The following is a 25,110-nucleotide window of genomic DNA, read 5'->3' on the forward strand; positions in this document are numbered from 1 at the left end:
GCGGGTCTCCTATCCGCCGGTGCTGACCAGCAGCTTGTCGATGCCGCGCAGGAAGAGGCTGCCGCTGTACGTCGGGGTCTCGGTGACCGCGAGCCGGGGGAACCGGGCGAACAGGCGGGGCAGGGCGAGGCGTCCCTCCAGCCGGGACACCGCCGCGCCGAGGCAGAAGTGCAGGCCCACACCGAAGGCCAGCGACGGCGGGCCGGGGCGGGTGGGGTCGAAGACGTCCGGGTCGGGAAACCGCGCCGGGTCCCGGTTGGCGGCCCCGATGATGATGAGCACGTTGTCGTCGCGGGCGACCGGCACGCCGGCCAGCACGGAGTCCTGCGGCGCGGCCCGGGCGAGGAAGTGCACCGGGCTCTGCAGGCGCAGCACCTCGTCGACGCAGCCCCGGGCGAGGTCGTCGTCGGTGGGCAGCGCGGTGACCGCCCCCGGGTGGGCCAGCAGCAGCGGCAGGCCGTTGCTGAACATGTAGACGGTGGTGACGAAGCTGGCGTTGAACAGGACGATCAGGTTGCTGATCAACTCCTCCTCGGTCAGCTCCACCTCGCCCGAGCCGACGGCCTCGACCAGAGCGCTGATCAGATCCTCGCCGGGCGTGCGGCGGCGGTGGGCCAGCAACTCCCGGTAGAACGCCCGCAGCTCCTGCGCCGCCATGTTCGCGGCGGCCAGCCGCTGCGGGGTCTTCCCGGCCACGTCCAGGAACTCGTCGATGCGCTCCACCCGGTCCCGGTACCAGGGCAGCTCCCCCGCCGGGATGCCGATGAACTCCGCCATCACCAGGGCGGGGATCGGGTACGCGAAGTCGGCCACGAAGTCGACGACGCCGCCACCGGCGTCGGCCATCCTGTCCAGCAGCTCGTCGACGACCCGCAGGATCACCGGCTCCAGCGCGCCGAGGCGGCGCGGCGTGAAGGTACGGGAGAAGACGTGCCGCATCCGGGTGTGATCGGGCGGGTTGATGAACATCATCGAGGTCTGGAAGGTGCGCAGGATCTCGTGCTCCTCCCAGCCCGGCGGCGGCTGCTTGGTCCACTGCGGATCGCGCAGCAGCCCGTCGATCAGGTCGTACCCGACCGCCACCGCCGCCACCGTGCGGTGCTCGGCGCGGGGCGGCACCGCGCTGACCGGCCCGAGCCGGTGCATCTCGGCGTACCACGGGTACGGGTTCTGGCGGCCCTCTTCGCTGTAGAGGCCGGTGAGCAGGTCCTGCACCGTCACGACGTTCTCCTCCCCAGGATGTCGGCGCCCGGGGGCGGCGGGATCGGCCGCCGCCCCCGGGCCGGTGTCACAGGTTGAGCAGCCGCAACGGGACGGCGTCGGCCATCGCCTGGTTGCCGGCGTCGTTCGGGTGGATGTGGTCCCCCGAGTCGTACGCGGGCAGCAACTGGCTGGGCCGGGCCGGGTCACGCAGCACCCGGTCGAAGTCGAGCAGCCCGTCGAACTCCCGGCTGCCGCGCAGGTACGCGTTCACTGCCTGCCGGGTGGCCTCCTTCTCCGGCGTCCACACACCCGGGGCGCCGTGCCCCTCGTACGGGGTCAGCGTGGCCACCAGGCTGGTCAGCCCGCGCTGCTGGAGCTGCTGGTTGATCTGCCGAAGGGTGGCGATGATCGCCTCCAGCGGGTCGTTGGACATCCAGATGTCGTTGATGCCCAGGTGCGTGACGACCGTACGGACCCCGGTCTGGGGAAAGACGTCCTCGTTGAGGCGGGCCGCCGCGTTCGGGCCGAGCTGGAAGTAGCCGGGGTAGTCGCCGGCGCCCGGCTCGGTGCCCTCGTGGTTGAGGCGGTTGCCGGCCAGGCTCAGGTTGAGCACGCCCGGGGTGCGCCGATCCGGACGGTCGGCGAGCAGCCGGTCGGAGAGCAGGTCGGGCCAGCGCCGGTTGGCGTTGACCGTGCTGCCGTTGCCGTCGCCGATGGAGTCGCTGAGCACGACCAGCGCCCCCGGACTGCCCTTGCGCTGCACGTCGACGCCGGACAGGAAGAACCAGCAGCAGGTGGGTCGGATGGTGAACCCGCCGCCGTCGGCGGCCCCGGTCAGGTCGCCGGCGCCGATGAAGTTGGTCTGCTGGGACTGCCCGTGGAAGGTGGTCGGCCCGGTCGGCGTCGGGAAGTGCAGGGTGACCACCAGGTCGCTGTCGTCCGCGACGGTGAAGGTCAGGGGGTCGCTGAGCAGCTCGGCGCCCCGGTTCATGGTGGCCGAGGCGGCGCCGGTGAACGTCAGCGCGCGCAGCGAGGCCGGGTCGATGTCGGAGACGTCGTCGACGGTCGCGGTGTTCGGCCGGGCGACGGTGGCGCGGCCCACCCGGACCGCCTGCTCGCCGTAGAGGTTGCTCAGCCGTACGCGTAGGGCCGGGCCACCCACGGAGACGTGTACGACCATCCGGACGCTCTGGTTGTTCAGGCCGGTGTTGGTCAGGCCGACCGAGTTGCCCCGGGTGACCGCGGCGGCCCAACTGCCCGCCCACTCGCCCCGGTCCGGCCGGGCCGCGGCGGTCGGGGATCCGCCGGCGCTGGCGACGACGGCGGGTGTTGCCGTGACCAGCAGCGCCGCGGCCGCGGCGATGACATGCCATCTCTTCGGGGTCGACATTGAACCTCCATCGTGTGGCAGCCCAGGGCCGTCCGCTGACGGCTCCCGCCTGGACGATGGTCCAGAAACCTAGCCGCCGCCGATGACGGGCGTCAATCAACCTGATCGACGCGATCAAATGTCCACCGGGCCTGCCGGATCGCCCTTCGGCCCGGTCCCGCCGCGCCCTCGCCGGCCTAGGCTCGCAGGCGGCGGCGGTGCGGTCGCCGAACGCGCGCCCACCGCCCGCGACGTCACCGGGAGCTGCCCGGAGACCGCCGCTTCTCGGATGGGGGTTTGCCGGATGACTGACGGACCCGGGCACGCGACCTATGTGGACAGGGCACTGGATCTCTTCGCCGACTTCGGCGACCGGGAGGCGCTGGTCGGCGGTGGCCGCCGCTTCACGTACACCGAGGCCGCCGCGCTGGTGCGTGCGATGGCCGCGGCGCTGACCCGGCACGGCGTACGGCCCGGCTCGGCGGTGCTGGTGACCGTCGCGAATGCCGTGGAGGGGCCGCTGCTCCAGCTCGCCCTGCACCTGATCGGCTGCCGGACGATGTGGGTCGCCCCGGTCACCGCCCGCCGGGAGGTCGACGAGTTCATCCGGCTGGCCCGCCCCGACGCCCTGGTCTACGACGCCCGCGACCCGGCCAGCCTGGGGCCGGAGCTGGCCGCCGCGCTGCCCGGCGTACCGGTGTGCTGCCTGGGCCCCGGCGGCGCCGGCCCGGACCTCACGGCCGACGCCGAACCGAACCCGGCGGTGGCGCTGCCGGCGGCCGTCCGCGCGCCGGAGTCGTTCCTGCAGACCAGCGGCACCACCGGCACACCGAAGCTGGTGCACCACACCGAGAGCTTCTACGCCCAGATCCGCACCCTCGCGGCCGACTTCCGCGCCGCCGGGTTCCCCGTGCTGCGGCACCTGTCGCACTCGCCGATGTGGCTGGCCAGCGGCCAGATCACCACCCTGTTCAACCTGTTCACCGGCGGGGTGCTGTACCTGCGCGACGACTGGGACCCGGCGGCGTTCGTGGCCACCGTGCAACGGGAGCGGATCAACTCGACCTTCGTCACCCCGCCGATGCTCTACGAGCTGCTGGACCATCCGGCGCTGGTGGGCGCCGACTTCTCGGCCATGTTCATGTTCAACGTGGGCGCCGGGCCCGCCGCGCCCGCCCGGCTACGCCAGGCCATCGCGCGCTTCGGCCCGGTACTGCGCATCGTGTACGGCCTCAGCGAGGCCGTGGTCATCACCGCTCTGCCCGGACTGACCGACGATCCGGAGCACCCGGAGCGGCTGCGCTCCTGCGGGCGGCCCTACGGCGACGTACGCATCGAGATCCGCGACGACGACGGCACGGTGCTGCCGCCGGGCCGCGACGGCGAGGTGTGGGTGCGTACGAAGCTGAGCTTCGCCGGCTACCACGGCCAGCCCGAGTTGACCGCGCAGACCCTCGTCGACGGGTGGGTCCGCACCCGCGACATCGGCCACCTCGACGGCGACGGCTTCCTCTATCTGGTCGACCGGGCGCACGACATGATCGTCACGCACCGGCGGAACTGGGCGATCTTCTGCCGCCCCATCGAGGACGTCCTGGCCGGGCACCCGCAGGTGCGGGCCGCCGCGGTGATCGGCGTGCCGGACGAGACGGTGGGCGAGGTGCCGTACGCGTACGTGGTGACCACGCCCGGCGCGACGGTCACCGGGGCGGAGCTGATCGACCTGGTGACCGCCGAGCTCAACGAGATGTGGGCGCCGGCCGGGGTGGAGTTCGTCGACCGGTTGCCGGTGAACCGGTCGGTGAAGGTGGACAAGCGGGCGCTGCGCGCGCAGTACGCCGCGCGCCGGGCGGCGGCGGTCGGGGCGTGACCCCCCGCCGGCAGCTGGTCGTCCTGGTCAGCGCGGACCTGGTCTCCAACCTGGGCACCCGCATCTCGGTGGTGACCATCCCCTGGCTGGTGCTGGTCACCACCGGCAGCCCGACCAAGATGGGTCTGGTCGCGTTCGCCGAGACGCTGCCGTACCTGCTGTCCAGTGCCCTGGGCACGCCCTGGGCGGACCGGATCGGCCTGCGCCGGACGTCGATCCTGTGCGACGCGGGCAGCGCGGTGGCCATGGTGGTCGTCGCGTTGACCCCGTGGCTGGGCTTCGCCCCCCTGGTGGCGCTGGTCGCGGTGGCCGGCGCGCTACGAGGCATCGGGGACCGGGTCAAGCACGTCATGTTCCGGCCGGTCGCCGAGGCCGCCGGGGTGCCGCTGATCCGCCTGACCTCGGCGTACGACGGGTTGAGCCGGGTGGTGACGCTGTTCGGCGCCGCCGTGGGCGGCCTGTTGATCGCCGCGTTCGGGGTGAGCCAGGCGATCCTCATCGACGCGGTCAGCTTCGCGATCTGTGCCCTGCTGATCGGCCTCCTGGTCCGACCCCCGGCCGCCCCGGCGCAGCCCACCGCCCCGGTCGGCTACCTGCGCGCGCTGCGCGACGGGTTCGGCTACCTCGGTCGGGACCGGCCGCTGCTGGGCATGCTGGTCGTCGTCTCGGCGCTGAACATGGTCGCCAACGCCAGCGTGGCCGTCTACATCCCGTTCTGGGTCGCCCGAGAGCTGCACGGCCCCAGCGGGCTCGGCCTGGTGCTGGCGGCGTTCTCGGCGGGCGCGCTGCTGGGCAACGTGCTGTTCACCGCGCTCGGTCCCCGGCTGCCCGGCCGGCTGACGTTCCTGCTCGGGGCGACGGTCGCCGGCACGCCTCGACTGGTCGCCCTGGCGATCAGCGACGAGTTGCCGGTCGTGCTCGTGGTGACGTTCCTGTCCGGCATCGGCATCGCGGCGGTCAACCCGCTGCTCGGGGTCGCGCTCTACGAGCGGGTGCCGGCGGATCTGCAGACCCGGGTGCTCGGCATCGCCGGATCGCTGGCCTTCGTCGGCCTGCCGGTCGGCGCGTTGCTCGGCGGCTGGTCGGTGGACGCGCTCGGGCTCACCCCGGCGCTGCTGGTCATGGCCGTGGCGTGCCTGCTCGTCACCGCATTCCCGCTGGTGGCGAGGGCGTCCAACCCGAAGGCGCCGACGCGGCCCACACCTGCCGCCACCGCCTGATGCCCTGCTGCCCAGCGGCTCGCAACCGTCTCGTGCGCCCCCTTTGCTCTGCTTACACCCACGCAACACTTTCGGGGCGTCGGTGTTGCGGCGGTTGAAGCAGAGCAAAGGAGGCAGTTGAGGTACGGCCAGGCCCGCACCTCCCGGACACCTGTCCCGAGCGCTGGCCCGGCCGGTTCCACTGTCGGCGCAAATCGGTTGCGGGCGGCCGGCGGAGCCCGCAGGCTCGGGCGGATGAGCGCACAGCCCGCACCCGACGTGCCGGACATTGACGAGACGACGGCCCGGCGCATCGACGTGGGCCTGGTCCGCCGACTGGTCGCCGAGCAGTTCCCCCGGTGGGCCGAGCTGCCGGTACGCCCGGTCGAGGTCGGCGGCTGGGACAACCGGACCTTCCACCTGGGTACGGAGATGACCGTGCGGCTGCCCAGCGGGGAGGGCTACGCGTTGCAGGTCCCCAAGGAGCAGCGCTGGCTGCCGGTACTCGGCGGGCAGCTGCCGCTGGAGATCCCTACCCCGCTGGCCCACGGGCGACCCGGCGCCGGCTACCCGTACCCGTGGTCGGTCTACGGCTGGATCGACGGCCGGACCGCGCGACCCGAACGGATCGACGACCCGACCCGGTTCGCCACCGACCTCGCCGCCTTCCTGTGCGCCCTGCGCGCCGTCGACACCACCGACGCCCCGGCGGCCGGCCCGCACAGCGCCTGGCGCGGCGGTCCGCTGTCCACGTACGACCCGGAGACCCGGGCGGCGATCGAGACGCACCGCGACCGGCTGCCCGTCGACGTGGTCACCGACATCTGGCAGGCCGCTCTCGATGCCACCTGGTCCGGGCCGCCGGTCTGGTTCCACGGCGACGTCGCGGAGGGCAACCTGCTGGTTCGCGACGGTCGGCTCGCCGCCGTCATCGACTTCGGCTGCTGCGGCGTCGGCGACCCCGCCTGCGACACGGTGATCGCCTGGACCCTGCTGCGCGGCGCCGCCCGGGCGGCGTTCCTCGACGCGCTCGACGTCGACACGGCCACCTGGGCGCGCGGGCGCGGGTGGGCGCTGTGGAAGGCGCTCATCACGCTGGACGCCCCGGAGCCGGCCACGGCGGCCTGGGCCCGGCGGGTGCTCGACGAACTGCTCGCCGAGCACGCCGTGTCCCGCTGATCCCCGCCGCACCGGGCCCGGGCCGGGGCGACTCGTCAGGGACCGGTTCGGACCGGGGTGGCGTGTTCGGTCCGGCAGCGCGGGCAGCGCAGTTTCGCCCCGGCGGCGACTGTCGGCACGCGCAGCCGCTGCCCGCACCCGCAGGTGAAGTCCCGGGCCGAGCGCAGGTACTCGGCGCGGTCGCGGCGTGGCCAGCGGCCGTGGCAGCGGGCACACCACTTCGGCGGGTAGCTGTGATACCAGGCCAGCCCGAACGCTCCCCCGACCATCAGGCTGCCGGGGACCAGCAGGCCCAGCGGCGCGAGCAGGGCAGGCCACAGGGCGCCGACGCCGTCGGACAGCACCGCGCCGACCACGACCAGCACGACCACCGGCACGCCGAGCAGGGTGAACCCGAAGCCCCACGCGAAGGCCAGCAGCGACAGCAGGAACACCACCCACATGCCGCCCGGCGCCCACCGCCGGACGCCGTACCCGCCGCAGCGTGGACAGTTCGGCGAGGCACGGTGCGGTACGGCCCGCAGCGCCTTCGGCGCGAGCCACTCGGTCAGTTTGCCGAGGATCGCCTCGACCAGCTTGCTCGCCAGGGCCTGCAGAAAGGCGCTGAGCATCGGCACCTCCCTCCGACCGGCACGCCAGCCCAGGTCGGCTGGCCCACCGCCATCGTGGCGGACCCGTGCCAGCGCACCGCCCCACCGCGCCGACGCCACCGCCTCGATGACGCCGATCCGACAGGGTCAACGGACCTCGTCGTTCGTCGTCCGTTCTTCTGCTGGCCGCGTCGGCGTCGGCCGGGGCGGCTAGCGTCGGCCCGTCGCGGCCGCGCCGGAGCCCGTCGGGCCGGAGAACGGCCGACCCGGCCGCGCGTCGGCCCGGGGAGTACCGCTCTTTCCGCAGCCAGGAGGCCGCCGCGCATGACGTCGTCGTCACCCACCCACCGCCGCACCGCCGAGGTCACCGCCGTGCGGCGGATCGGCGACAGCGCGCCGCACAGCGCGTTCACCGACCTCGTCCGGTACGCAGGCATGTGGTTCTGCGCCTTCCGTGAGGCGCGGACGCACCTCTCCGGTGACGGCGTGATCCGGGTGCTGACCTCAGCGGACGGTCGGTCGTGGAACTCCGCGGCGGTCATCCGGCAGGACGGCGTCGACCTGCGCGATCCTCGGTTCGTCGTCCGGCCCGACGGACGCCTGCAACTGTTCGCGGCGGCGGCGACCGGAGAGACGAGCAAGACGTTCGACACGGTGACCTGGCTCTCCGGGGACGGGCGCAGCTGGGGCGACCCGGTTTCCGTCGGCGAACCGGGCGTCTGGGTGTGGCGGGCCGCCTGGCACGACGACGCGATGTACGCCGTCGGCTACGCCACCCGTGGGCCACGGTTCGCCCGGCTCTACCGCAGCGTCGACGGCGTCGACCTGAGGCAGTGGGTGCCGACGCTGTTCGAGGGCGGCTACCCCAACGAGTCGGGTCTGGCCTTCGCCCCGGACGGCACCGCCCACTGCCTGCTGCGCCGCGACGGCGACAGCGCCACCGCGCAGCTCGGCCGGGCCCGACCGCCGTACCGGGAGTGGAGCTGGACCGACCTGGGGGTGCAGGTGGGCGGGCCGGCGCTGCTCCGGCTGCCGGACGGACGGCTGCTGGCCGGCGTACGGCTGCTCGACGGCGACGTCCGCACCGCGATCTGCGCCGTCGACCCGGAGCGCGGCGCGCTGACCGAACTGGTCGCGTTGCCCTCCGGCGGCGACACCAGCTACCCGGGCCTGGTCTGGCACGACGATCTGCTCTGGGTCAGCTACTACTCCTCCCACGAGGGGCGCACGTGCGTCTACCTGGCCGAGGTCAGCCTGGCCGAGGAGGCGGCGGTCGGTTAGCGTGCCGGCATGCCATCGACGCTCGACGAAGCGACCGATCCGTACTGCCTCCGCCCCGGTGAGGCCGGAGAACTGCTGCGCGGGCACCCGTGGCGGCGGTTCGTGGCGATCGGCGACAGCGTCGTGGAGGGCATGTGCGAGCCGACCCCGGGCTACCCGGACGTGCAGTGGGTCGACCGGGTCGCCGCCGAGCTGACCGCCGTCCGCCCCGAGCTGGCCTACCGGAATCTGGGTCGGCGCGGGCTGCGCGCGCACCAGGTGCGGGCCGCGCAGCTCGCCCCGGCGCTGGCCTTCGAGCCGGACCTGGCGCTGGTGGTCTGCGGCGGCAACGACGCCTTTCATCCGGCGTACGACGCGGACGCGGTGGACGCCGAGCTGACCGCGATGATCAGCGCGCTCCGGGACGTCGGCGCGGACGTGATCACGGTGGGCATGTTCGACGTGTCGCACAGCCCGGCCGTGCCCGAGCACGTGCGGGCCGGCCTCGGGGAACGGATGCGACGCCTCTCCGCGCACACGGCGCGGCTGGCCGAACGCCTGGGAACGGTCCACGTGCACCTCACGGACCACCCACTGACGGCCGACCCCACCCTCTACAGCACCGACGGCCGCCACGGCAGCGCCCGCAGCGACGCGATAGCGACAGCCGAAACGCTCCGCGCCCTCCGACCGCGACGGTGATCATGAAGTTATTGCCGTCCGGCACGGCGTGTCGGGGCAATAACTTCATGATCAACCGGTGGGGGGTCGGGGTCAGTCGGACAGGAGGATTCCCGTCAGGAGGACTCCGTGGGCCAGGTTGAGGATTCCGTTGCCGCCGGGAAAACCGACCCTCGCCAGGCCGCCGGAGGCCTGGCGGCCGAACAGGTAGGGGGCCAGGGAGTACGGGACGTCGGCCGTCACCGTCTCGCCGGTCTCGATCTGCACGAAGTCCATCGGCACCCGGTCGGCCGGCAGATACCGCTGCAGGATGTTGCCGCCCCGGTCGACGGCCGCGCGCAGGCCGTCGGCCCAGTCCGTCGGGCTCAGCTCGGGGCCGATCAGCACACCGTGCCCGGCTGAGCCGTCCGCCGGTTTCGCCACCAGCTCGGCCTGCTCGGCGATCGCCCGGTCGAGCACCGCGACGGTCAACGGCACCGTGTACGGCACGTGCCGGCGGATCAGCGTCTGGTCGTCGGCGGGCAGGGCGTCCACGTCCTCCCACAGCCAGGCGAAGGTGGTCTTGTTGCCGAGCAGCCAGGCCGCCGCCGACACGAACATCGGCAGCGTGCCGGCGGCCAACGCGCCGGCCACCGCGTCCAGGCCGGCGGTCGGGGTGACCCGGTTGGGCACGAAGAGGCGGAACAGCGCGTCGACCGGCGCGCCGTCGACCACGAGCCGGTCGTCGGCGGCCAGGGTGGCGGTGGACAGGGGCGCGATGACCAGGTCGATGCCGAAGTCCCGGGCCCGTACGGCGAGCGGGCTGAGGATGCGGATGAACGTCTCCGGGTCGTCCAGGCCCGGATAGTCGGCGTCGAAGTCCATCAGCAGCGCCAGCCGGGCGCCGTCGGGCAACCCCAGCTCCTCGCGGATCGCCACGAAACGCTGGTCCAGCAGCGACGGCGCGGCGCGTACCGGCAGCTCGTCGAGGATGCCGTGCTCGGCGTAGAGCTGCGCGAACCGCTGGATGACGGTGTCGGCGTCGAATCCTCCCCCGAGGCTGCTGTCGATGTTGTACTCGACGAATTTCGGCACGCCCTCGGTGAAGATCACATCGGGCCGGTACGCGGCCAGCAGCGCCTCGGTCAGCGGCTCCGGCTCGTCCAGCAGTCGGGTCTCCCCCGCCGGGACGCCGAGCAGCCGGCGCAGCTCACCGGCGGTGTCCACCCGCCGCCGGCAGGCGTTCAGGATGAGTTGGGCCAGCCGGTCGCAGACCTCGTTCAGCTCCCGCCAGGCGTCGGCGGTCAGGACCGGGGGGCGGGCCAGCCGCCACTCTTTGTTGTAGGTCGCCCGCCCGTGGAAGACGCGTTCCCAGGCGGCCGCGCCGCTGGCCACCATGGCCCGGCGGGCCGGCTCCGGCAGGTCGGTCCAGGCCCCGTCGGCCGACGGCCACGAGTAGTTCGGGTCGATCATGATGAGTCCTTCATGGTCAGGTGGATGGCGGTGGCGAGCTGCTCCCGGGACGGCTGCACGGCGCGGTCCAGGGCGGGGGCGAACGGCAGCACCGCGCCGTCCGGGCGGGTGACCCGGCGCGGCGGGGCGAGCAGCCGGACCCGCTCCACCACCGAGGCGATGATCTCGGCGGCCATGCCACAGGAGCGGTTGGCGTCGTCGAGCACCACGAGACGCCCGGTGCGGGCCACCGACTCGGTCAACCCGTCGATGTCGAAGGGGTACAGGGTGCGCGGGTCGAACACCTCCACCGAGACCTGGTCGGCCACCTCCTCGGCGACCGCGAGCGCGTCGTGCACCAGGTGCCCGATCGCGACCACCGTCACGTCGTCGCCGAAGCGGTGGATGCGGCCCCGGCCCAGCGGCACCGGCTCCAGATCGGACACGTCGGCGCGCCTGTCCATCGCGCCGGCCGGGGCGAACACCACCACCGGGTCGTCGTGCCGGATCGCGCTGACCAGCAGCCCGTACGCGTCCGCCGGGGTGGCCGGCACGACGGTGACCACGCCGACGTGGGCGAAGAGGCTGTACGGGTGGTCGGAGTGCTGCCCCGCCCAGCCGGTACGCGACCCGGAGCCGGGCACCAGGTAGGTGACCGGCACCGCGCACTGCCCGCCGGTCATCAGCGGGAACTTGTGCGCGTGGTTGACGATCTGCTCGAAGACCAGGAACAGCAGCGACGGGATCTGGAACTCGATCACCGGCCGGAGCCCGGCCAGCGCCGCCCCGGTGGCGAAGCTGGTGAACGCCTGCTCGGACAGCGGGGTGTCGCGGACCCGGTCGACGCCGAACCGTTTGGCCAGCCCGGTGGTCACCAGCGACGCGCCGACCTGGATGTCCTCGCCGAGCAGGAACACCGCCTCGTCGCGGGCCAGCTCGTCGGCCAGCGCCCGGGTCAACGCCCGGCGGTACGACAGTCGGGGCACCTCAGCCACCTCCGGTGCGCACGGTCATTCAGCCACCTCCGGTGCGGGCGGTCAGGCCGCTGGCGTACAGGTACGCCAGCGCGTCGGCCGGGTCGGGGTGCGGGCTGTCCAGCGCGAAGCGCACCGCCGCGTCGAGGGTCGCCTCGACCTCGGCGTCCACTGCGGCGCGCTCGGCGTCGGAGAGCCGTTCGCCCTGGATGCGCACCGGGTCCCGGGCCCTGCCCCGGCTCACCTCGTCGGGCGGGCGGTAGTCGAGGCGTACCGCGTGTTCGAAGGTGTGGTGGGCGTCGAAGCGGTAGGTCCGGGCCTCGATCAGCTCGGGGCCGCCGCCGGCGCGCATCCGGTCGACGGCGGCGGCCGACGCGTCGCGTACCGCCTCCGGGTCCTGGCCGTCGACCTCGACGGCCCGGATGCCGAAGGCGGCGGCGCGGCCGGCGATGCTGCCGGCCACCGCGCCGGCGACCGGCATGGTGGTGGCGTAGCCGTTGTTCTCGCAGACGAACAGCACCGGCACCCGCCACAGCGCGGCCAGGTTGAACGCCTCCAGCAGCATCCCCTCGTTGACCGCGCCGTCGCCGAAGAAGCTCACCCCGACGGTGTCGCGGCCCTGCCGTCGGCGGGCCCACACCGCGCCAGTGATGATTCCGCCGGAGGCGCCGACGATGGCGTTCGCGCCGAGCACGCCGATGCTGAGATCGGCGGCGTGCATCGAGCCGCCCCGCCCGGCGTTGAGGCCGGTCAGCCGGCCGCACAGCTCGGCGAGCATCCGGGCCGGGTCGGCGCCGCGGGCCAGCACGTGCCCGTGCCCACGGTGGGTGCCGGCGAGCACGTCGTCGGCCCCGAGCGCGGCGCAGACGCCGGCGGCGATCCCCTCCTGACCGAGGTACGGGTGGATGCCGCCGACGATCTGCCCGCCGTGGACCAGCTCCACCGCACGCTGTTCGAACCGGCGGATCAGCCGGACCGTGCGGTAGAGCCGGACCGGGTCGGCGTCGGTCACGCCGGCCCCTTGACCGCTGCGAGGATGTCGTCCCAGAGCCGGGCGCGGGCGGCCAGGGCGGTGTTGACCGTGTCGGCGCACTCCTGCCACTTTGTGTCGTCGTCGCCGCACAGGTCGGCGAGCATCTGCATGGCCATCGGGGTGTGCTGCTCGCCGTCGACCTCGATGTGCCGTTCCAGGTAGTCGACGAAGGTGTGCAGCCGGTTGCTGCGCTCGTTGACCGCGACGACCTGCGTGAACATGTCCGGGATCAGGTCCTCCCGGCCGAACGCGAAGGCCGCCGCCTGACAGTGCACCGGGGTGGACTCGATGATGTGCCAGGTGGTCGCGGCGAACCGCGCGGACGCGGCCGGCGCCCCCGCCTCGGCGAGCGCGTCGGTCACCGGCCGGCCGGCGCGCAGCAGGTCGACGAGGGCGTTCATGGCGGTGGTGTCCGCGCCGGCCTCGGCCATTCCCCGCACGTACAGCTCGAAGTGACTGATGTAGCCCTCGCCCAGCTCGTCGCTCTCCTCCACCATGACGATGTCGTTGATGAGGCGGCGGCTGCCGGTCGGGCCGGTCGGAATCCAGGGGACGGTCACGCAGGTCAACTGCCGCTGCAACGACTTGAGCAGCGACATGAAGTCCCAGACCGCGAAGACGTGGTGCTCCATGAAGGTGACCAGCGCCTCGTGGGTGTCGAGGTTGGCGTAGAGCGGGTGCTTGACCACGGCGTCGCGTCGCTCGGTCACCGCCTGTTCCAGCCGTTCGATGCCCGGGTGCGTCCTACCCCAGTCGTACCGTGACATGTCAGCCTCCCTGCTGGGCGCGGTGGCGCCAGATGACCGGGCAGTAGTCGGGGTCCGCGTAGTCCGGCCGCCCGTCGTGGGTGCGGCGGACCAGCACGTCGTGGTTGTACGCGGCGAGCGAGCCGTCGGAGAGCGGGTACGCCCGCCAGGCGTTGTCGCCGTCCTGCAGGTGCAGCGAGATCGCCTGTCGGGGGCGACCGCTGACGTTGGGGCCGCTGCCGTGGTAGGTGCGGCAGTGGTGGAAGCTCACGTGTCCCTTGGGGATCACCATCGGGATCTTGCGGATCTCGGCGCCGTTGTGTGCGGCGTTCTCGGCCAGCATCTCCTCCAGCTGGCCGCGGTCGCGGTCGGCGAAGTGCCGCACGACTGTGTCGTCGGCGCCGATCTCGGACCACCGGTGCGAGCCGTCGACCATGGTGATGGTGCCCATCTCCTGGCCGCAGTCGTGGAAGGGGATGAACGCGGTGAGCATCTTCTCCGACGACGACGACGCCCAGTAGTGCTTGTCGAAGTGCCACGGCACGATGTTGCTCGGCTCGCCGGAGATCGGCGGCTTGTAGATCAGCGTGGACTGGAAGACGCGGATCTCGTCGGCCTCGGCGAGCCGGGCGGCGACCGCGCCGATCAGCGGTTTACGCAGGATCGCGCCGAGGCCGTCGTGCTCGTGGTGGACGTAGTCGTTGTGCCGCTGCACCGGCCCTTTCGCGGGCTCCCAGTAGGCGAGCTTCGGCGGACGCACCGGCAGCCGGCGGTCGCGTTCGCCGTCGTAGTAGCGCTGCGCGGCGGCGGCGAGCGCGTCCACCTCGTCGTCGGTGAACAGCTTCTTCGACAGGTACCAGCCGTGCTCGGCGTAGTGCCGCACGTCGTCGTCGGAGGGCAGCAGCGCCCTCTCCTGGGCGGTCAGCGTCGGTTCGTACTCGGTCGCGGTCATGCCCCCACCCCCTGTGGTGTGGCCGCCGCGGCGGCCAGTTCCCGCTCCTTGGCCTCGTACAGCGCCTTGATGTTGCCGCTGCCGAAACCGCTCGCGCCCCGCCGCTCGATCAGCTCCAGGAACAGCGTGCGGCGCACGTGCATCGACTCGGCGAAGATCTGCAACAGCTGCCCGCCGTGGTCGGAGTCGACAAGCACTCCCAGCTCGCGCAGTCGTTCCAGCGGGGCGTCCACCCGACCGACCCGCGCCTCCAGGGCGTCGTAGTAGCTGGCGGGGGTGCCGGCGAAGCGGACCCCGCGCCGGCCCAGCGACTCCACGGCGGCCACGATGTCGTCGGTACGCAGCCCCAGGTGCTGCACTCCCCCACCGGCGTGCTGGTCGAGGAACGCGTCGATCTGCCCCGGCCGGCGGGCCCGGTCGGGCTCCAGCAGCACCACGGTGACCTGCCCGGACGGGCTCTGCACCACCTTGGAGTTCATCCCCTGCCCGTCGACCTCGATGTGCTCCTCGAAGATCTGCGCGAAGTCGAACAGCCCCTCGAAGTGCCGGACCGTCTCGTCCAGCTCGCCGGACGGCACGCAGACCGCCAGGTGGTCGACCTCGGCGAGGACCGGCTTTCCCTCCTCCGCCGTGAACGGCGTCGGCGTGATCACGCCGGGCAGGAAGTCGGCCCGGCTCCCCCGGCGCTGCACCAGGCGGTGCCGCACGTCGGCGAAGCCCTCCACCTCGGCGGTCACCACCTCGGCGTCCGCGCCGGTCAGCGTGGTCGGTGGGGTCACGCCGGTCGCGCCCCGGCCCACCAGCTCGGCGTACGCCTCGGCGACGTCGCCGACCTCGACCGCGACGACCGCGATGCCGTCGCCGTGGCGCTGCACGTACCGGGCCGCCGGATGCTCGGCGCTCAGCCCGGAGGTGAGCAGCAGGCGGATGTCGCCGTGGCAGAGCAGCAGTGAGCGCTGCCCGGCCAGGCCGGTCTCCGGGCCACCCTGGCCGCAGATCTGAAAACCGACGGCGGTGCTGAAGTAGAAGGCCGCCTGCCGGGCGTCACCTACGTAGAGTTCGATGTGGTCGATCCCACGGATGTCCATGTTCAGTGCCCTTCCCCATGCTTCCCCCGTGTTGCCGTCCGGACGCCCCCCGTCCGGGATGCCGCGTCGCTCACCTCCTCGGCTCGGCGACCCGCGCGAGCAGCAGGCTCACGTTCTGGCCGCCGAACCCGAACGAGTTGGTCAGCGCGTACTCCGGGTCGGCCTTGCGGGGCGTGCCACGGATGTGGTCCGCCGGGCAGGCCGGGTCCGGGTCGTCGAGGTGGTACGTCGGTGGCAGCAGCCCCCGACCGAGCGCCAGCGCGGTCGCCGCGGCCTCCAGCACCCCGGAGGCGCCGAGCAGGTGGCCGGTGAGCGCCTTGGTGGAGCTGACCGGCACGCCGCCGTCGCCGAAGACGTCCGCGAGGGCGGTGGTCTCGGCGATGTCGCCGAGCTTCGTGCCGGTGCCGTGCGCGTTGACGTAGCCGACCGCGGCAGCGGGCACGCCCGAGCTACGCAGCGCGCCACGGATGCACGCGGCCGCGCCGGCGCCGTCGGGGCGCGGGGCGGTCGGGTGGTACGCGTCGGTGGTCGCGCCGTAGCCGGCCACCTCGGCGTACCCGGTGGCGCCGCGTGCGGCGGCGTGCTCGGCACGTTCGAGCACCAGCAGCGCCGCGCCCTCGGCCAGCACGAACCCGGAGCGGGACGTGTCGAACGGCCGGCTCGCCCGGGACGGGTCGTCCCCGGCGCGGGCCAGCGCCCGCGCGTTGCCGAAGGTGTCGGCGAAGGTGGGGAAGAGCGGCGCCTCGCTGGCCCCGCAGACCACCACGTCGGCCTCTCCCGCCCGGATCAACCGGACCGCGTCGGCGACCGCCTGCGCGCCGGACGCGCAGGCCGTGCCGACCGACGAGCTGTAGCCCCGGATGCCGTGCGCGATGGCGATCCGCGCCGCCGGCATGTTCGGCAGGATGCCGGTGAGCAGGTACGGGCTGACCGCCGCGCGGCCCCGGGCGGCGCGGGCGAGCACCTGGGTCTCCAGGGTGGCCATCCCGCCGACCCCGCCGACGATCACGCCGATCCGGGACTCATCGACGTCGCGGCCCACCTCGATGCCGGCGTCGGCGAGCGCGTCGGCGGCGGCGAGCAGGGCGAGCACCACGATCCGGTCCAGCACGCGGCTCTCCGGCCCGGACACGACGCTGCGCGGGTCGATGTCCGGCAGCAGACCGGCGACGTCCAGCGACCCGCGCGCCGGATGCCCGTCGGGCGGCCGGGTCAGCCCGGAACGGCCGGTGGTCAGCGCGTCGAAGGTCTCCTCGACACCCCGCCCGACCGGGGTGAACAGACCCATCCCGGTGATCAGGGCCGTCACGACGGCGCTCCGGATCGCCCGCTCACGACGACGCCTCGCTCAGGTAGCGCTCGCGCAGGGCCACCTTGCGGACCTTGCCGGTCACGGTGACCGGGATGTCGTCGGAGCGCACCGGCACCACCCGCCGCAGCGTGGCGCCGACGTCCGCGCCGAGCGCGGCGCGGACCCGTTCGGTGCGGTCCTCGGCCTCGTCGGCGCCGGCCGCCAACTCCAGCAGCACGTCGGTGACCACACCGCCGGCCTCTGCGACGATCACCACCGTGCAGTCGGTGACGTCCGGGCAGGTGGCGAGGATCTTCTCCTCGGACAGGGCGGTGAAGAACCGCCAGCCGTCACCGGCGTCGACCGAGTCGACGGCCCGGTCCAGGTGGTAGTAGCGGCCGTCGGCGTCGGCCCGGACCAGGTCACCGGTGAGGTACCAGCCGCGCTGGCGGAACCGGTGGGTGGTGACCGAGTCGTTCCAGTAGCCCCGGAACAGCGACGGCGAGTCGACGCCCAGGAAACCCACCTCGCCGACCGGCACCGGCTCGCCCTCGGCGTCGAGCACCGCGACCCGGGCGAACTCGTACGGCCGGCCGATGCAGCGGCCGTACCGGTCGGTGTCGGCGCGGTGGGTGATGTGGAACATGGAGTGCCCCATCTCGCTGGAGCCCAGCCCGTCGATGAAGACCGAGCCGGGCACCCGGGCCACGCCGTCGCGGGTGACGGTGTCCCGCCAGCCGGTCGCGACCAGCCGGCGGATGTGCGGCTCGTGCGAGCAGTCGCCGGTGTTGAACCACAGCCGCACCGAGTCCAGGTCGTACCCGGACAGGTCGAAGCGGGCCAGCTCGGCCCAGGTGACCGAGAAACCGAACACCCCGTCGGGGCGCCAGCGCTGGATGGCGTCGAGCACCCGCTCGCCGCCCTGCTCGGACAGGAGGAACATCTCCGCGCGGTTGCCCAGCGCCTGGTTGACCATCAGCACGGTGGCGGTGTGCGGCGCGGGCAGCGCGTTGAGGATCCGGCGGGTGCCCTGCGCCTGCGGCATGGTGAGCAGGTGCCGGGTGGCGGCGAAGAGGCTGGCGTGTGAGTGCAGCACCGCCTTGGGCACCCCGGTCGTCCCGGAGGTGTGGGTGATCACGATCGGGTCGTCGGGGTGGTGCCGGTAGTGCGCCGGGGCCGCGGCCGGGTCGCCCGCGCCTGCCTGCGCGGGCGTGCCCAGCAGCGGTACGCCCAGGTCGTGTCCGGCCAGCAGCGCGGTGTGCGCGTCGTCGGCGAGCACACCGACGCCGCGTAGCCGGCGGATGTACTCGGCGGCGATCTCCGGGCGGAGCTTGCCGTTCATCAGCGCCGGGATCGCCCCGAGCCGGGCCAGTGCCAGGAAGCTCAGCACCATGTCGGCGGCGGCGGTGGCCCAGACGGCGACCGGGTCGCGGGGGCGTACCCCGCGCTCGTGCAGCCAGGCGGCGCGGGCGGCGACCCGTTCGTCGAGCTGGCCCAGCGTGAGCGGCGCCTGCGCCGGGTGCCCGTCGACGGCGGTGTCGAAGGTCAGGCCGGGCCCGTCCGGGTCGGCGCCGTGCGCCAGCACCCGGGCCAGCATGTTGCCCGCGCCCAGCTCGGTGTCGGCGGCCAACGCGCCGCGCAGTCCCGGTGTCCTCATGGTCGTGCTCCTCCCCCCAGCAGCACCGCGACCGCCTCGGTGGACGTGTCGGGCGCCTGTTCGATCAGGACCAGCAACACCTCGTCGGCGTCGCCGTCGTCGCGCAGCAGGGTCGCCTCGGCGGTGCCGTCGGCGTACGGGTCGCCGGTCGGGCTGAGGCAGACCACCGGGCCGCGCAGCCCCCAGCGGGCCGCGAGGTGCCCGGCGACGCTGTTGGGCACGGACTGGTAGAAGAACAGCGGGCCGACCCGTCCTCCGGCCTCGACCGTGGCCCGCACGTGCTCCGCGCTGGCCCGGTCGCCGCTGGCGGTGACCAGCACGATCGCCGTCCGCGTCCCGGTAGGCACCGGCCCCGTCCCGTACCGTCGGCGCAGGCACCGCTCGGCAACGGCCACCACCACCGGCGCGAACCCCGAGAACACGAACCCCGGAACTCCCGGCACGTCCCCGTCCCCGTCCTCGGGCCAGCGAGCCCGGGCGAGCTCCCGCACCCCCGCCTGCCGCGATCGTGCGATTTCGGTAGTCGTTTCGCGTGCTTCCTGGGATTCGTCGGGACGGAAGGTGCACGATCGCGGGGAGGTCGGGGTTGTCACGGGGTGCCGACCAGGAGGGCGGTGTTGGCGCCACCGAAGGCGGCGTTGAGGGTCAGGGCGTGGGTCGCGGTCGTCCTGCGTGGGCGGTCCGTGATGACATCCAGGGGGCACGCCTCGTCCGGGCCGCGCCAGCCGGCGTTGACGGGCAGGTCGCCGTGGCGCAGCGCCAGCGCGGTGACCACCAGTTCGAGCAGCCCGGACGCCTCCAACGCGTGCCCGTGCAGCGCCTTGGTGGAGCTGACCGGCACCTGCCCGGCGTACCCGTCGAGGGCCCGGCGCAGCGCTGCCGCCTCGGCGGCGTCGCTCTGCGCGGTGCCGGTGGCGTTGGCGTTGACGTAGCCGACGGCCTGCGGTGGCAGCCCGGCCCGGCGCAGCGCGGCGCGTACCGCGTGCGCCAGCCCGGTGCCGGACGGGTCCGGCTGGCAGGGGTGGAACGCGTCCCCGGCCCGCCCCCAACCGACCACGGTGGCCACCGGCTCACCGTCGCGTCGACGGGCCACCGCGCTGGACTCGAGCACCACCGCGGCCACCCCGTCGCCGAGCAGCAACCCACGTCGGCCGGCGCTGAACGGGCGTACCGCCCCGTCGTCGGCGAGCGCCCGGCCGGCGTCGAAGAGCGCGAACTGGTCCGGTTCGACGAGGTAGCCGGCGGCCACCACGGCCCGGTCCAGGTCGCCCCGGGCGATCAGGGTGGCGGCGTCGGCCACCGCCGTGCTCGCCGACACGCAGGCGCTGGTGTAGACGCGGGTCGGACCGGACAGTCCGCCGCCCTCGGCGAGCCGAGCCGCCAGCGCGGACGGGCCGGGCGGGCCGCCGTGCACGGCGAGCAGCAACGCGCACCCCGCCCGTCGTACGTCGGTCAGGCCGGCCGCCGCGCAGGCCGCGTCGATCGCCGCGGCCAGCTCGTCGGCGAGGGTGCCGACGTCGGGCAGGGTGGCGGCCACGGCGACCCGGCGGGCGGTGGTGTCGAAGCGGCGTACCGGGCCGAACGCCGGCTCACCGGCCAGGACGCCGGCGAGCTGCGCGTCGGCGCCCCGACCGAGGGCGCTGACCGCGTGCACACCGGTGAGCTGGGCGACGGGTGGCTCAGCCATCTGCGGTAGCGGCCAGCGACGCCCGGAAGACCACCAGGGCGTCGTCGACGGTACGGATGCCGGCCAGGTCGTCGTCGGTGAGGTCGAGCCGACGCTCGTAGCGCTGCTCGATGAGGTGCACGAGCCAGGCGAGTTCCATCGAGCCGATCCGGTCGGGGACCTCGGCGGCGGGTTTCGCGGTGAGTTCGGCGAGCATGGTCAGCAGGTCAGCTCGCCCCAGGTCGGGCTGACCGGACATCAGGCGTTGTCGCTCGTCGCCTCGGCGACACGGTCGGCGACCATGGTGGTGAACTCGCCGACCGTCATGAGGGCCAGCTTCTCCGACTCGTCGTCGGCGAACGTCACGCCGTAGCGGTCCTCGACGCGGACGGACAGGTCGGCCAGGGCCAGCGACTCCAGGTCGACGCCGGACGGGCCGAGCGTGGTGTCGTCGTCGAGCCCCTCGACGTCGTAGTTCATGTCGGCGAGCTGCTCGACGACGAAGGCACGGACCTCGGCTCTCATGGATACCCTCTCTGCGTGGGCCAACTGACGGTGTCCGATCGGGACACCGCGTACGTGTGGGTCGGTCGGGACGCCGGCGGTCGGCCGGGTCCCGCCGTGCGGTTGCTGCGGCGGGCGGGCGCGGCGCTGCTCGGCCGCGCCGAGGCGGAGGTGGTGCTGGCACACGGCCCCGCCGGCAACCCGGTCGTACGGGTCGCCGCTCTGGCGGACCCGGGGCCCGTCGAGCTGCCGGTCAGCGTCAGCCGGGCCGGTCAGGTCGTGGTGGTCGCGGCCCGTGCGGCCGGCCCGGTCGGCGTGGACGTGGAGGAGATCCGTCCGCTGCCCGCACTCGCGCTGGCCCGCCGCTGGTTCTCGGCGGACGAGCTGGCCTGGCTGGCCGGTCGACCCGAGGCCGGCCGGGCGGCGGAGTTCCTGCGGCTGTGGACCGCCAAGGAGGCGGTCGGCAAGGCGCTCGGCCTGGGGCTGCGCGCCGGCGGACTGCTCCGGGAGATGCCCCCACCGGTCGGGCCCGGGCTGCCGCTGCGCCCGCTGCCCGGCGGCGAGCCCCTGCGGGTCGGTCATCCGGAGCTGGGTGGCGGTCTCGTCCTGGCCGTCGCGGTACGCGCCGAGGCGGGCGTCGACGTCGACGTCGAGGTGGTGCAGCGGGCCGGTCACGACGTCGCCGCCGACCGCAGCGCGCCGGTCGAACGGACCAGCTTGCCGGTGGTGGTGCGGGGCAACGCGTCGAGCAGACGCAGCACCCGGGGCCGCTTGTAGCCGGCCAACCGCTCGGCGAGGAGCTTGTCCAGCATCTCCTCCGACAGCGGGCCGTCCGGCTGGACGTACGCGGTGATGCCGTCGTCCCACACCACCACGGCGGCGGCCACGCCGGGCAGCTCGGCGACGGTGGCCTCAACCTCGGTGAGGTCGACCTTCATTCCGCCCACCGAGACCTGCGAGTCGAGCCGGCCGCGCACGGTGACCAGGCCGGATTCGGCGTCGACGATGCCGGCGTCGCGGGTGTGCAGCCAACCGTCGGCCCAGCGGGTCGGGTCGCTCAGCCCGACGTACGGCGACGCCGGGCAGGACACCCACAGCTCGCCGCCGGACTCGCGGACCTCGATGCCGGGCGCCGGGGCGATCGACGGCCGGTGCGCTCCGTGCAGGTCGGTGCCGATCACCCCAACCTCGGTCATCCCGTACATGTTGCCCAGCGGCACCCCGTACCGGTCGGTGAACGCCTGGGCCACGGCGGCCGGCACGAGTTCGCCGCCGGTGGTCATCCGCCGCAACTGCGGCAGGGGGTCGGACGGCCGCGTGGAGGCGAGCAGACCGATGTGGAACGGCACACCCAGCACGGTGGCCGGTGTCGGGTCGGCGGCGATCGCGGCCAGCACGGCGTCGCCGCTGAGCCGCTGTGGCGGCACCAGCTCGACCCCGGCGTGCAGGCCGTAGAGCAGGCCGCCGACGAGCCCGAGCACGTGCACCATGGAGGGCAGCAGGATGATGCGCTCGCCGGGCAGCGGCACGCCGTCGATGCGGGTGTAGCGACCCACCTCGGCGACCAGGTCGGTGGCCGTACGGCCGATCACCTTGGACGGTCCGGTGGAACCGGAGCTGAGCTGGATCACGGCGTGCCCGCTGACCGCCGGCCGGTCGGCGTAGCGGGTGATGCTCTCGGTGACGTCGACGAAGACCTTCAGCGCGCCGCCGGAGGTCCGCAGCGGCGCGATCACCACCTGCGGGGTGAGCCGGGCCAGGGCCCGATCCACCTCGTGGTCGGTCAGCCGGTGGTCGAGCAGGATCGCCTGTGCGCCAGTGCGCCAGGTGGCCAGCAGGTTCACCACGTACGCCAGCGACGGCGGCAGTCGTAGCGCGGCGGCGCCACCGGGGCGCAGGCCGGCAGCGATGAGCCGGTCCTGCGCGGCGGTCACCAGCCGGTGCAGGGTGACCCGGTCGATCGATTCCGGCAGGCGGAGACAAACATCGGTCGGATGGCCGGAGAACAGGATGTCGTCCACCCATCCAGGGTCTTCAGCCGTAAGGTTTCCTGTCGATTGATCCATCGCCCTCGCCGTTCAACCCGCAGCACAAATTAGGGCATAGCTACCGTTTGTGAACAACTTTCGGGGTGCTGACGGAACCCTACGACAGCCGCGCGGAGCATCGCTAGATGCAAATGGCTAGATCAAACAGAGCGCCCGGACCGATTGCCACATACCGGTGCCCACCGTCACTCGGACCGCCATCACGGCCCAACGTGCATGATCGACTCGGGTTCCGTGAAGCCGGGTTAGCGGATTCCGCGTTCTCCGGGAACCCGAGCCGATGTGGGAACGCAGTCGGTGAGTGTGGACGAGCTCGGTCAGTCGTTGGCGCCAGGTGCGGTCGACGTGTCCGCCGGCGCAGGTAGCAGTTGGCCGATGAGGATTTCCGTCAGCCATTGTTCGTACCGCTGCGGAGACCAGCCTCGGTCGCTGACGAGCAAGCGGTAGACCTCCGGGGACGTGAGCGCGTTGATGATGTCGTCGGCGTCGCGTTCGCGCAGTGTCGGCTGTAGGGCGCCGGTGCGCGCGAGGGACCGCGCGAACTGCGCGTGGCCGTGTTGCCTCTGCCGCGTCAGCTCGGCGAGCAGTGCGGCGGCATCGGGATCGGTGCCCGCCGCACTGACAAGAATCCGGTGAACAGGCTCGGCCCTGGACATGATGCCGCGGACGAGGCCGGCCAAACCTGACAGCTGTTTCCTGGGGTCGCGGTCGGCGAGAAGCGCACGGACCATGGGCCGGTCGGGCAACGCTACGGCCTGGTCGTCACCGGCTATCGAGAGGTCGAGCAGCGCCTTGAGGATCCCGAGCTTGGAAGAGAACAGCCGGTACACCGTCGCGGGCGGGACGTCCGACACCTTGCTGATCGTCTCAATCGTCGTTGCGGCGTAGCCGCGCTCAAGGAACAGGGCCCGCGCGGCCGCAACGACCGCGGCGCGAGCCAGGCGGGTCCGCGCCTGCCCGTCGCGGGACCCTTGTCCGCTGACCCTGGTCGCCACATGATCGAGACTACCACTCTCATTTCGAGAGTTGTACTCTTGAAATGAGAGTTCTACTCCACAGGAGACACACATGGCGAGCACCGCGACCCTCGGCCCGGCGCGGACGCTGCGCCCGGTCGAGCGGGTTCATCGCGCCCGCCTCGCGCCGGCCCGGGGTGATCGGGCGGGATCGCTGAGCGGCGGATCACCGGACCGTCGTGGTCAATACCAATCGGACCAGTCCCGGCCGTTTCAGGCCATGCCCGCCGTCGCGTCGGCAGAGGTGGATTGACGTCAGAGGAGGCCAGCAATGGCACCGTACCTGCCCCCGATCGACAAGCCGCGGGGCCTGATCATGAAGATGGTGTATGTCGTCAGCCGCCGCCAGTTCGGCAAGGTGATGACCCCGATCAAGGTGCTGCCCCCTCGCATGCCCCTCGCGTTCGGGTCCTTCTACGGCAAGCTACCGAGACTGGACCGGAAACTCCGGCTTGCGTCGCAGACCGCGCTGCTCATCCGCGAGCAGGTGGCGAGTACCAACATGTGCATGTTCTGCATGGACGCGGCCAGGTGGTACGTCATGACCAAGACGCCCGACGACCTGGCGCGGCTGGACGCGCTGCCGGAGTACCAGACCAGCCCGCTGTTCACCGATGCCCAGCGCGCGGCCCTGGACTACGCAACCGAGCTCACCCGCGACAAGAAGGTCGAGCCCACCACGTTCGTCCGGCTCACCCGCCACTACACCGAGCGCGAGGTCTGCGACATCGTCTGGCTGGTGGCCAGCGAGCACCTGAACAACATGACCAACATCGGCCTGGGCATCGGATCAGACGGCTTCTGCGAGCTGGCCCAGCGGGCCGGGACGAAGGGCCGGGACCGCGCCCTGCCGGCCCCGCCGTCAGACGTGGCCCGCCACCGGACCGACGACGCTGCCGCCGGCACTGCCCGGGAGCAGCAGTCATGACCACGGCACCCACCACCGCCGCCCGAGGTCTTGGCCGGGCCAGTACCTACTGGGTCACCACCGCAGCCGTCGTCGCTGAATGCGCCATCGGCGGCACGATGGACCTGCTCCACATGCCGCCGTTCTACCCGGCGATGATCGACCTCGGGTATCCCAGCTACCTGGCCACCATCCTGGGAACCGCGAAGCTCATCGCCGGGGTGGTGGTGCTCGCGCCCCGCCTGCCACGGCTGAAGGAATGGGCCTACGCCGGCATCCTGATCAACATGATCGGTGCGGCCGCCTCAATCGTCGCCACGCGTCAATCGGCCACCAACCTCATCCCACCTGCCATGGTCGCCGGGCTGGCGCTGCTGTCCTGGACGCTGCGTCCGCCAACCCGACGGCTCTAGTACGCATCCGGGCGCTCGGATACCCCCACAGCG

General features: G+C 73.0%; 26 protein-coding genes. 9 read left to right on the forward strand and 17 right to left on the reverse strand.

What is annotated here, in order from left to right:
* Nucleotides 1-9 precede the first annotated feature (9 nt).
* The gene (locus ABZT87_RS19975; RefSeq protein ID WP_355137249.1) at nt 10-1,221 is read right to left on the reverse strand and encodes a cytochrome P450; all 1,212 of its coding nucleotides are present in this window, start codon (nt 1,219-1,221) and stop codon (nt 10-12) included.
* A 67-nt stretch (nt 1,222-1,288) separates the two neighbouring features.
* Entirely contained in the window at nt 1,289-2,566 is a 1,278-nt protein-coding gene (locus ABZT87_RS19980; RefSeq protein ID WP_355137759.1) for an SGNH/GDSL hydrolase family protein, read from the reverse strand.
* A 310-nt stretch (nt 2,567-2,876) separates the two neighbouring features.
* Between ABZT87_RS19980 and ABZT87_RS19985 the strand changes: the two genes are divergently transcribed.
* The 3 genes from ABZT87_RS19985 (at nt 2,877) to ABZT87_RS19995 (ending at nt 6,820) form a co-directional block, all read left to right on the forward strand.
* Complete coding sequence (locus ABZT87_RS19985; protein WP_355137251.1) at nt 2,877-4,442, forward strand: AMP-binding protein; 1,566 nt, start codon at nt 2,877-2,879, stop codon at nt 4,440-4,442.
* Complete coding sequence (locus tag ABZT87_RS19990) at nt 4,439-5,662, forward strand: MFS transporter (protein WP_354860692.1); 1,224 nt, start codon at nt 4,439-4,441, stop codon at nt 5,660-5,662. Before ABZT87_RS19985 ends, ABZT87_RS19990 begins: the two co-directional genes overlap by 4 nt.
* 234 nt (nt 5,663-5,896) lie before the next feature.
* The gene (locus ABZT87_RS19995; RefSeq protein ID WP_355137253.1) at nt 5,897-6,820 is read left to right on the forward strand and encodes an aminoglycoside phosphotransferase family protein; all 924 of its coding nucleotides are present in this window, start codon (nt 5,897-5,899) and stop codon (nt 6,818-6,820) included.
* 35 nt (nt 6,821-6,855) lie between these two features.
* Here the strand turns inward: ABZT87_RS19995 and ABZT87_RS20000 are convergent, their stop codons facing one another.
* The gene (locus tag ABZT87_RS20000; RefSeq protein ID WP_355137255.1) at nt 6,856-7,431 is read right to left on the reverse strand and encodes a hypothetical protein; all 576 of its coding nucleotides are present in this window, start codon (nt 7,429-7,431) and stop codon (nt 6,856-6,858) included.
* 303 nt (nt 7,432-7,734) lie between these two features.
* Between ABZT87_RS20000 and ABZT87_RS20005 the strand changes: the two genes are divergently transcribed.
* Nucleotides 7,735-8,691, forward strand: a complete 957-nt coding sequence (locus tag ABZT87_RS20005; protein WP_355137257.1) for a sialidase family protein — start codon at nt 7,735-7,737, stop codon at nt 8,689-8,691.
* A gap of 9 nt (nt 8,692-8,700) precedes the next feature.
* Complete coding sequence (locus ABZT87_RS20010; protein ID WP_355137259.1) at nt 8,701-9,372, forward strand: SGNH/GDSL hydrolase family protein; 672 nt, start codon at nt 8,701-8,703, stop codon at nt 9,370-9,372.
* Between the two features lie 72 nt (nt 9,373-9,444).
* Here ABZT87_RS20010 and ABZT87_RS20015 read toward each other — a convergent pair whose 3' ends face one another.
* From ABZT87_RS20015 to ABZT87_RS20070, 12 genes are all read right to left on the reverse strand, one after another.
* Nucleotides 9,445-10,803 carry a hypothetical protein gene (locus tag ABZT87_RS20015; protein ID WP_355137261.1) on the reverse strand — a complete coding sequence of 453 codons (1,359 nt, stop codon included), beginning with the start codon at nt 10,801-10,803 and terminating at the stop codon, nt 9,445-9,447.
* Nucleotides 10,800-11,768 carry a transketolase C-terminal domain-containing protein gene (locus ABZT87_RS20020; protein WP_355137263.1) on the reverse strand — a complete coding sequence of 323 codons (969 nt, stop codon included), beginning with the start codon at nt 11,766-11,768 and terminating at the stop codon, nt 10,800-10,802. The genes ABZT87_RS20015 and ABZT87_RS20020 overlap by 4 nt, the downstream gene beginning before the upstream one ends.
* Before the next feature lie 28 nt (nt 11,769-11,796).
* Complete coding sequence (locus ABZT87_RS20025; protein ID WP_354860703.1) at nt 11,797-12,768, reverse strand: thiamine pyrophosphate-dependent dehydrogenase E1 component subunit alpha; 972 nt, start codon at nt 12,766-12,768, stop codon at nt 11,797-11,799.
* Entirely contained in the window at nt 12,765-13,556 is a 792-nt protein-coding gene (locus tag ABZT87_RS20030; RefSeq protein WP_355137265.1) for a DUF3050 domain-containing protein, read from the reverse strand. The genes ABZT87_RS20025 and ABZT87_RS20030 overlap by 4 nt, the downstream gene beginning before the upstream one ends.
* Before the next feature lies 1 nt (nt 13,557).
* Nucleotides 13,558-14,487, reverse strand: coding sequence for a phytanoyl-CoA dioxygenase family protein (locus ABZT87_RS20035; protein WP_354860705.1), 930 nt, complete (start codon nt 14,485-14,487; stop codon nt 13,558-13,560).
* Nucleotides 14,484-15,575, reverse strand: coding sequence for a 4-hydroxyphenylpyruvate dioxygenase (hppD, locus tag ABZT87_RS20040; protein WP_355137267.1), 1,092 nt, complete (start codon nt 15,573-15,575; stop codon nt 14,484-14,486). Before hppD ends, ABZT87_RS20035 begins: the two co-directional genes overlap by 4 nt.
* A gap of 70 nt (nt 15,576-15,645) precedes the next feature.
* Nucleotides 15,646-16,884 (reverse strand): beta-ketoacyl-[acyl-carrier-protein] synthase family protein, encoded by a 1,239-nt coding sequence (locus ABZT87_RS20045; protein ID WP_355137269.1) that lies wholly within the window; start codon nt 16,882-16,884, stop codon nt 15,646-15,648.
* 22 nt (nt 16,885-16,906) lie between these two features.
* Nucleotides 16,907-18,523 (reverse strand): class I adenylate-forming enzyme family protein, encoded by a 1,617-nt coding sequence (locus ABZT87_RS20050; RefSeq protein WP_355137271.1) that lies wholly within the window; start codon nt 18,521-18,523, stop codon nt 16,907-16,909.
* A complete protein-coding gene (locus tag ABZT87_RS20055) occupies nt 18,520-19,014 on the reverse strand; it encodes a beta-ketoacyl synthase chain length factor (RefSeq protein ID WP_354860712.1) in 495 nt (164 codons plus the stop codon). Before ABZT87_RS20055 ends, ABZT87_RS20050 begins: the two co-directional genes overlap by 4 nt.
* A gap of 98 nt (nt 19,015-19,112) precedes the next feature.
* Nucleotides 19,113-20,210, reverse strand: a complete 1,098-nt coding sequence (locus ABZT87_RS20060; RefSeq protein WP_355137273.1) for a beta-ketoacyl synthase N-terminal-like domain-containing protein — start codon at nt 20,208-20,210, stop codon at nt 19,113-19,115.
* Entirely contained in the window at nt 20,203-20,448 is a 246-nt protein-coding gene (locus tag ABZT87_RS20065; RefSeq protein WP_354862636.1) for an acyl carrier protein, read from the reverse strand. The genes ABZT87_RS20060 and ABZT87_RS20065 overlap by 8 nt, the downstream gene beginning before the upstream one ends.
* The gene (locus tag ABZT87_RS20070; RefSeq protein WP_354862635.1) at nt 20,448-20,714 is read right to left on the reverse strand and encodes an acyl carrier protein; all 267 of its coding nucleotides are present in this window, start codon (nt 20,712-20,714) and stop codon (nt 20,448-20,450) included. Before ABZT87_RS20070 ends, ABZT87_RS20065 begins: the two co-directional genes overlap by 1 nt.
* A gap of 30 nt (nt 20,715-20,744) precedes the next feature.
* Between ABZT87_RS20070 and ABZT87_RS20075 the strand changes: the two genes are divergently transcribed.
* A complete protein-coding gene (locus tag ABZT87_RS20075) occupies nt 20,745-21,470 on the forward strand; it encodes a 4'-phosphopantetheinyl transferase superfamily protein (RefSeq protein ID WP_355137761.1) in 726 nt (241 codons plus the stop codon).
* On the opposite strand, the gene ABZT87_RS20080 is transcribed toward ABZT87_RS20075, so the two are convergent.
* A complete protein-coding gene (locus tag ABZT87_RS20080) occupies nt 21,365-22,759 on the reverse strand; it encodes a class I adenylate-forming enzyme family protein (RefSeq protein WP_355137275.1) in 1,395 nt (464 codons plus the stop codon). The two genes, ABZT87_RS20075 and ABZT87_RS20080, sit on opposite strands and share 106 nt — an antisense overlap.
* A 299-nt stretch (nt 22,760-23,058) precedes the next feature.
* Nucleotides 23,059-23,736, reverse strand: coding sequence for a TetR/AcrR family transcriptional regulator (locus ABZT87_RS20085; RefSeq protein WP_355137277.1), 678 nt, complete (start codon nt 23,734-23,736; stop codon nt 23,059-23,061).
* A 73-nt stretch (nt 23,737-23,809) separates the two neighbouring features.
* Here ABZT87_RS20085 and ABZT87_RS20090 point away from each other — a divergent pair, with 73 nt between their 5' ends.
* Genes ABZT87_RS20090 through ABZT87_RS20100 form a run of 3 tightly spaced genes read left to right on the forward strand, consistent with a single transcriptional unit; the run spans nt 23,810 to nt 25,077 of the window.
* Nucleotides 23,810-24,010, forward strand: coding sequence for a hypothetical protein (locus tag ABZT87_RS20090; RefSeq protein WP_355137279.1), 201 nt, complete (start codon nt 23,810-23,812; stop codon nt 24,008-24,010).
* A gap of 18 nt (nt 24,011-24,028) precedes the next feature.
* Entirely contained in the window at nt 24,029-24,685 is a 657-nt protein-coding gene (locus ABZT87_RS20095; protein WP_355137281.1) for a hypothetical protein, read from the forward strand.
* Nucleotides 24,682-25,077, forward strand: coding sequence for a DoxX family protein (locus ABZT87_RS20100; protein WP_354862628.1), 396 nt, complete (start codon nt 24,682-24,684; stop codon nt 25,075-25,077). The genes ABZT87_RS20095 and ABZT87_RS20100 overlap by 4 nt, the downstream gene beginning before the upstream one ends.
* Nucleotides 25,078-25,110: the final 33 nt, after the last annotated feature.

Origin of the sequence: Micromonospora sp. NPDC005237 (assembly GCF_040607775.1) — a bacterium.
In the GTDB taxonomy this organism is placed as follows: Bacteria; Actinomycetota; Actinomycetes; order Mycobacteriales; family Micromonosporaceae; genus Micromonospora.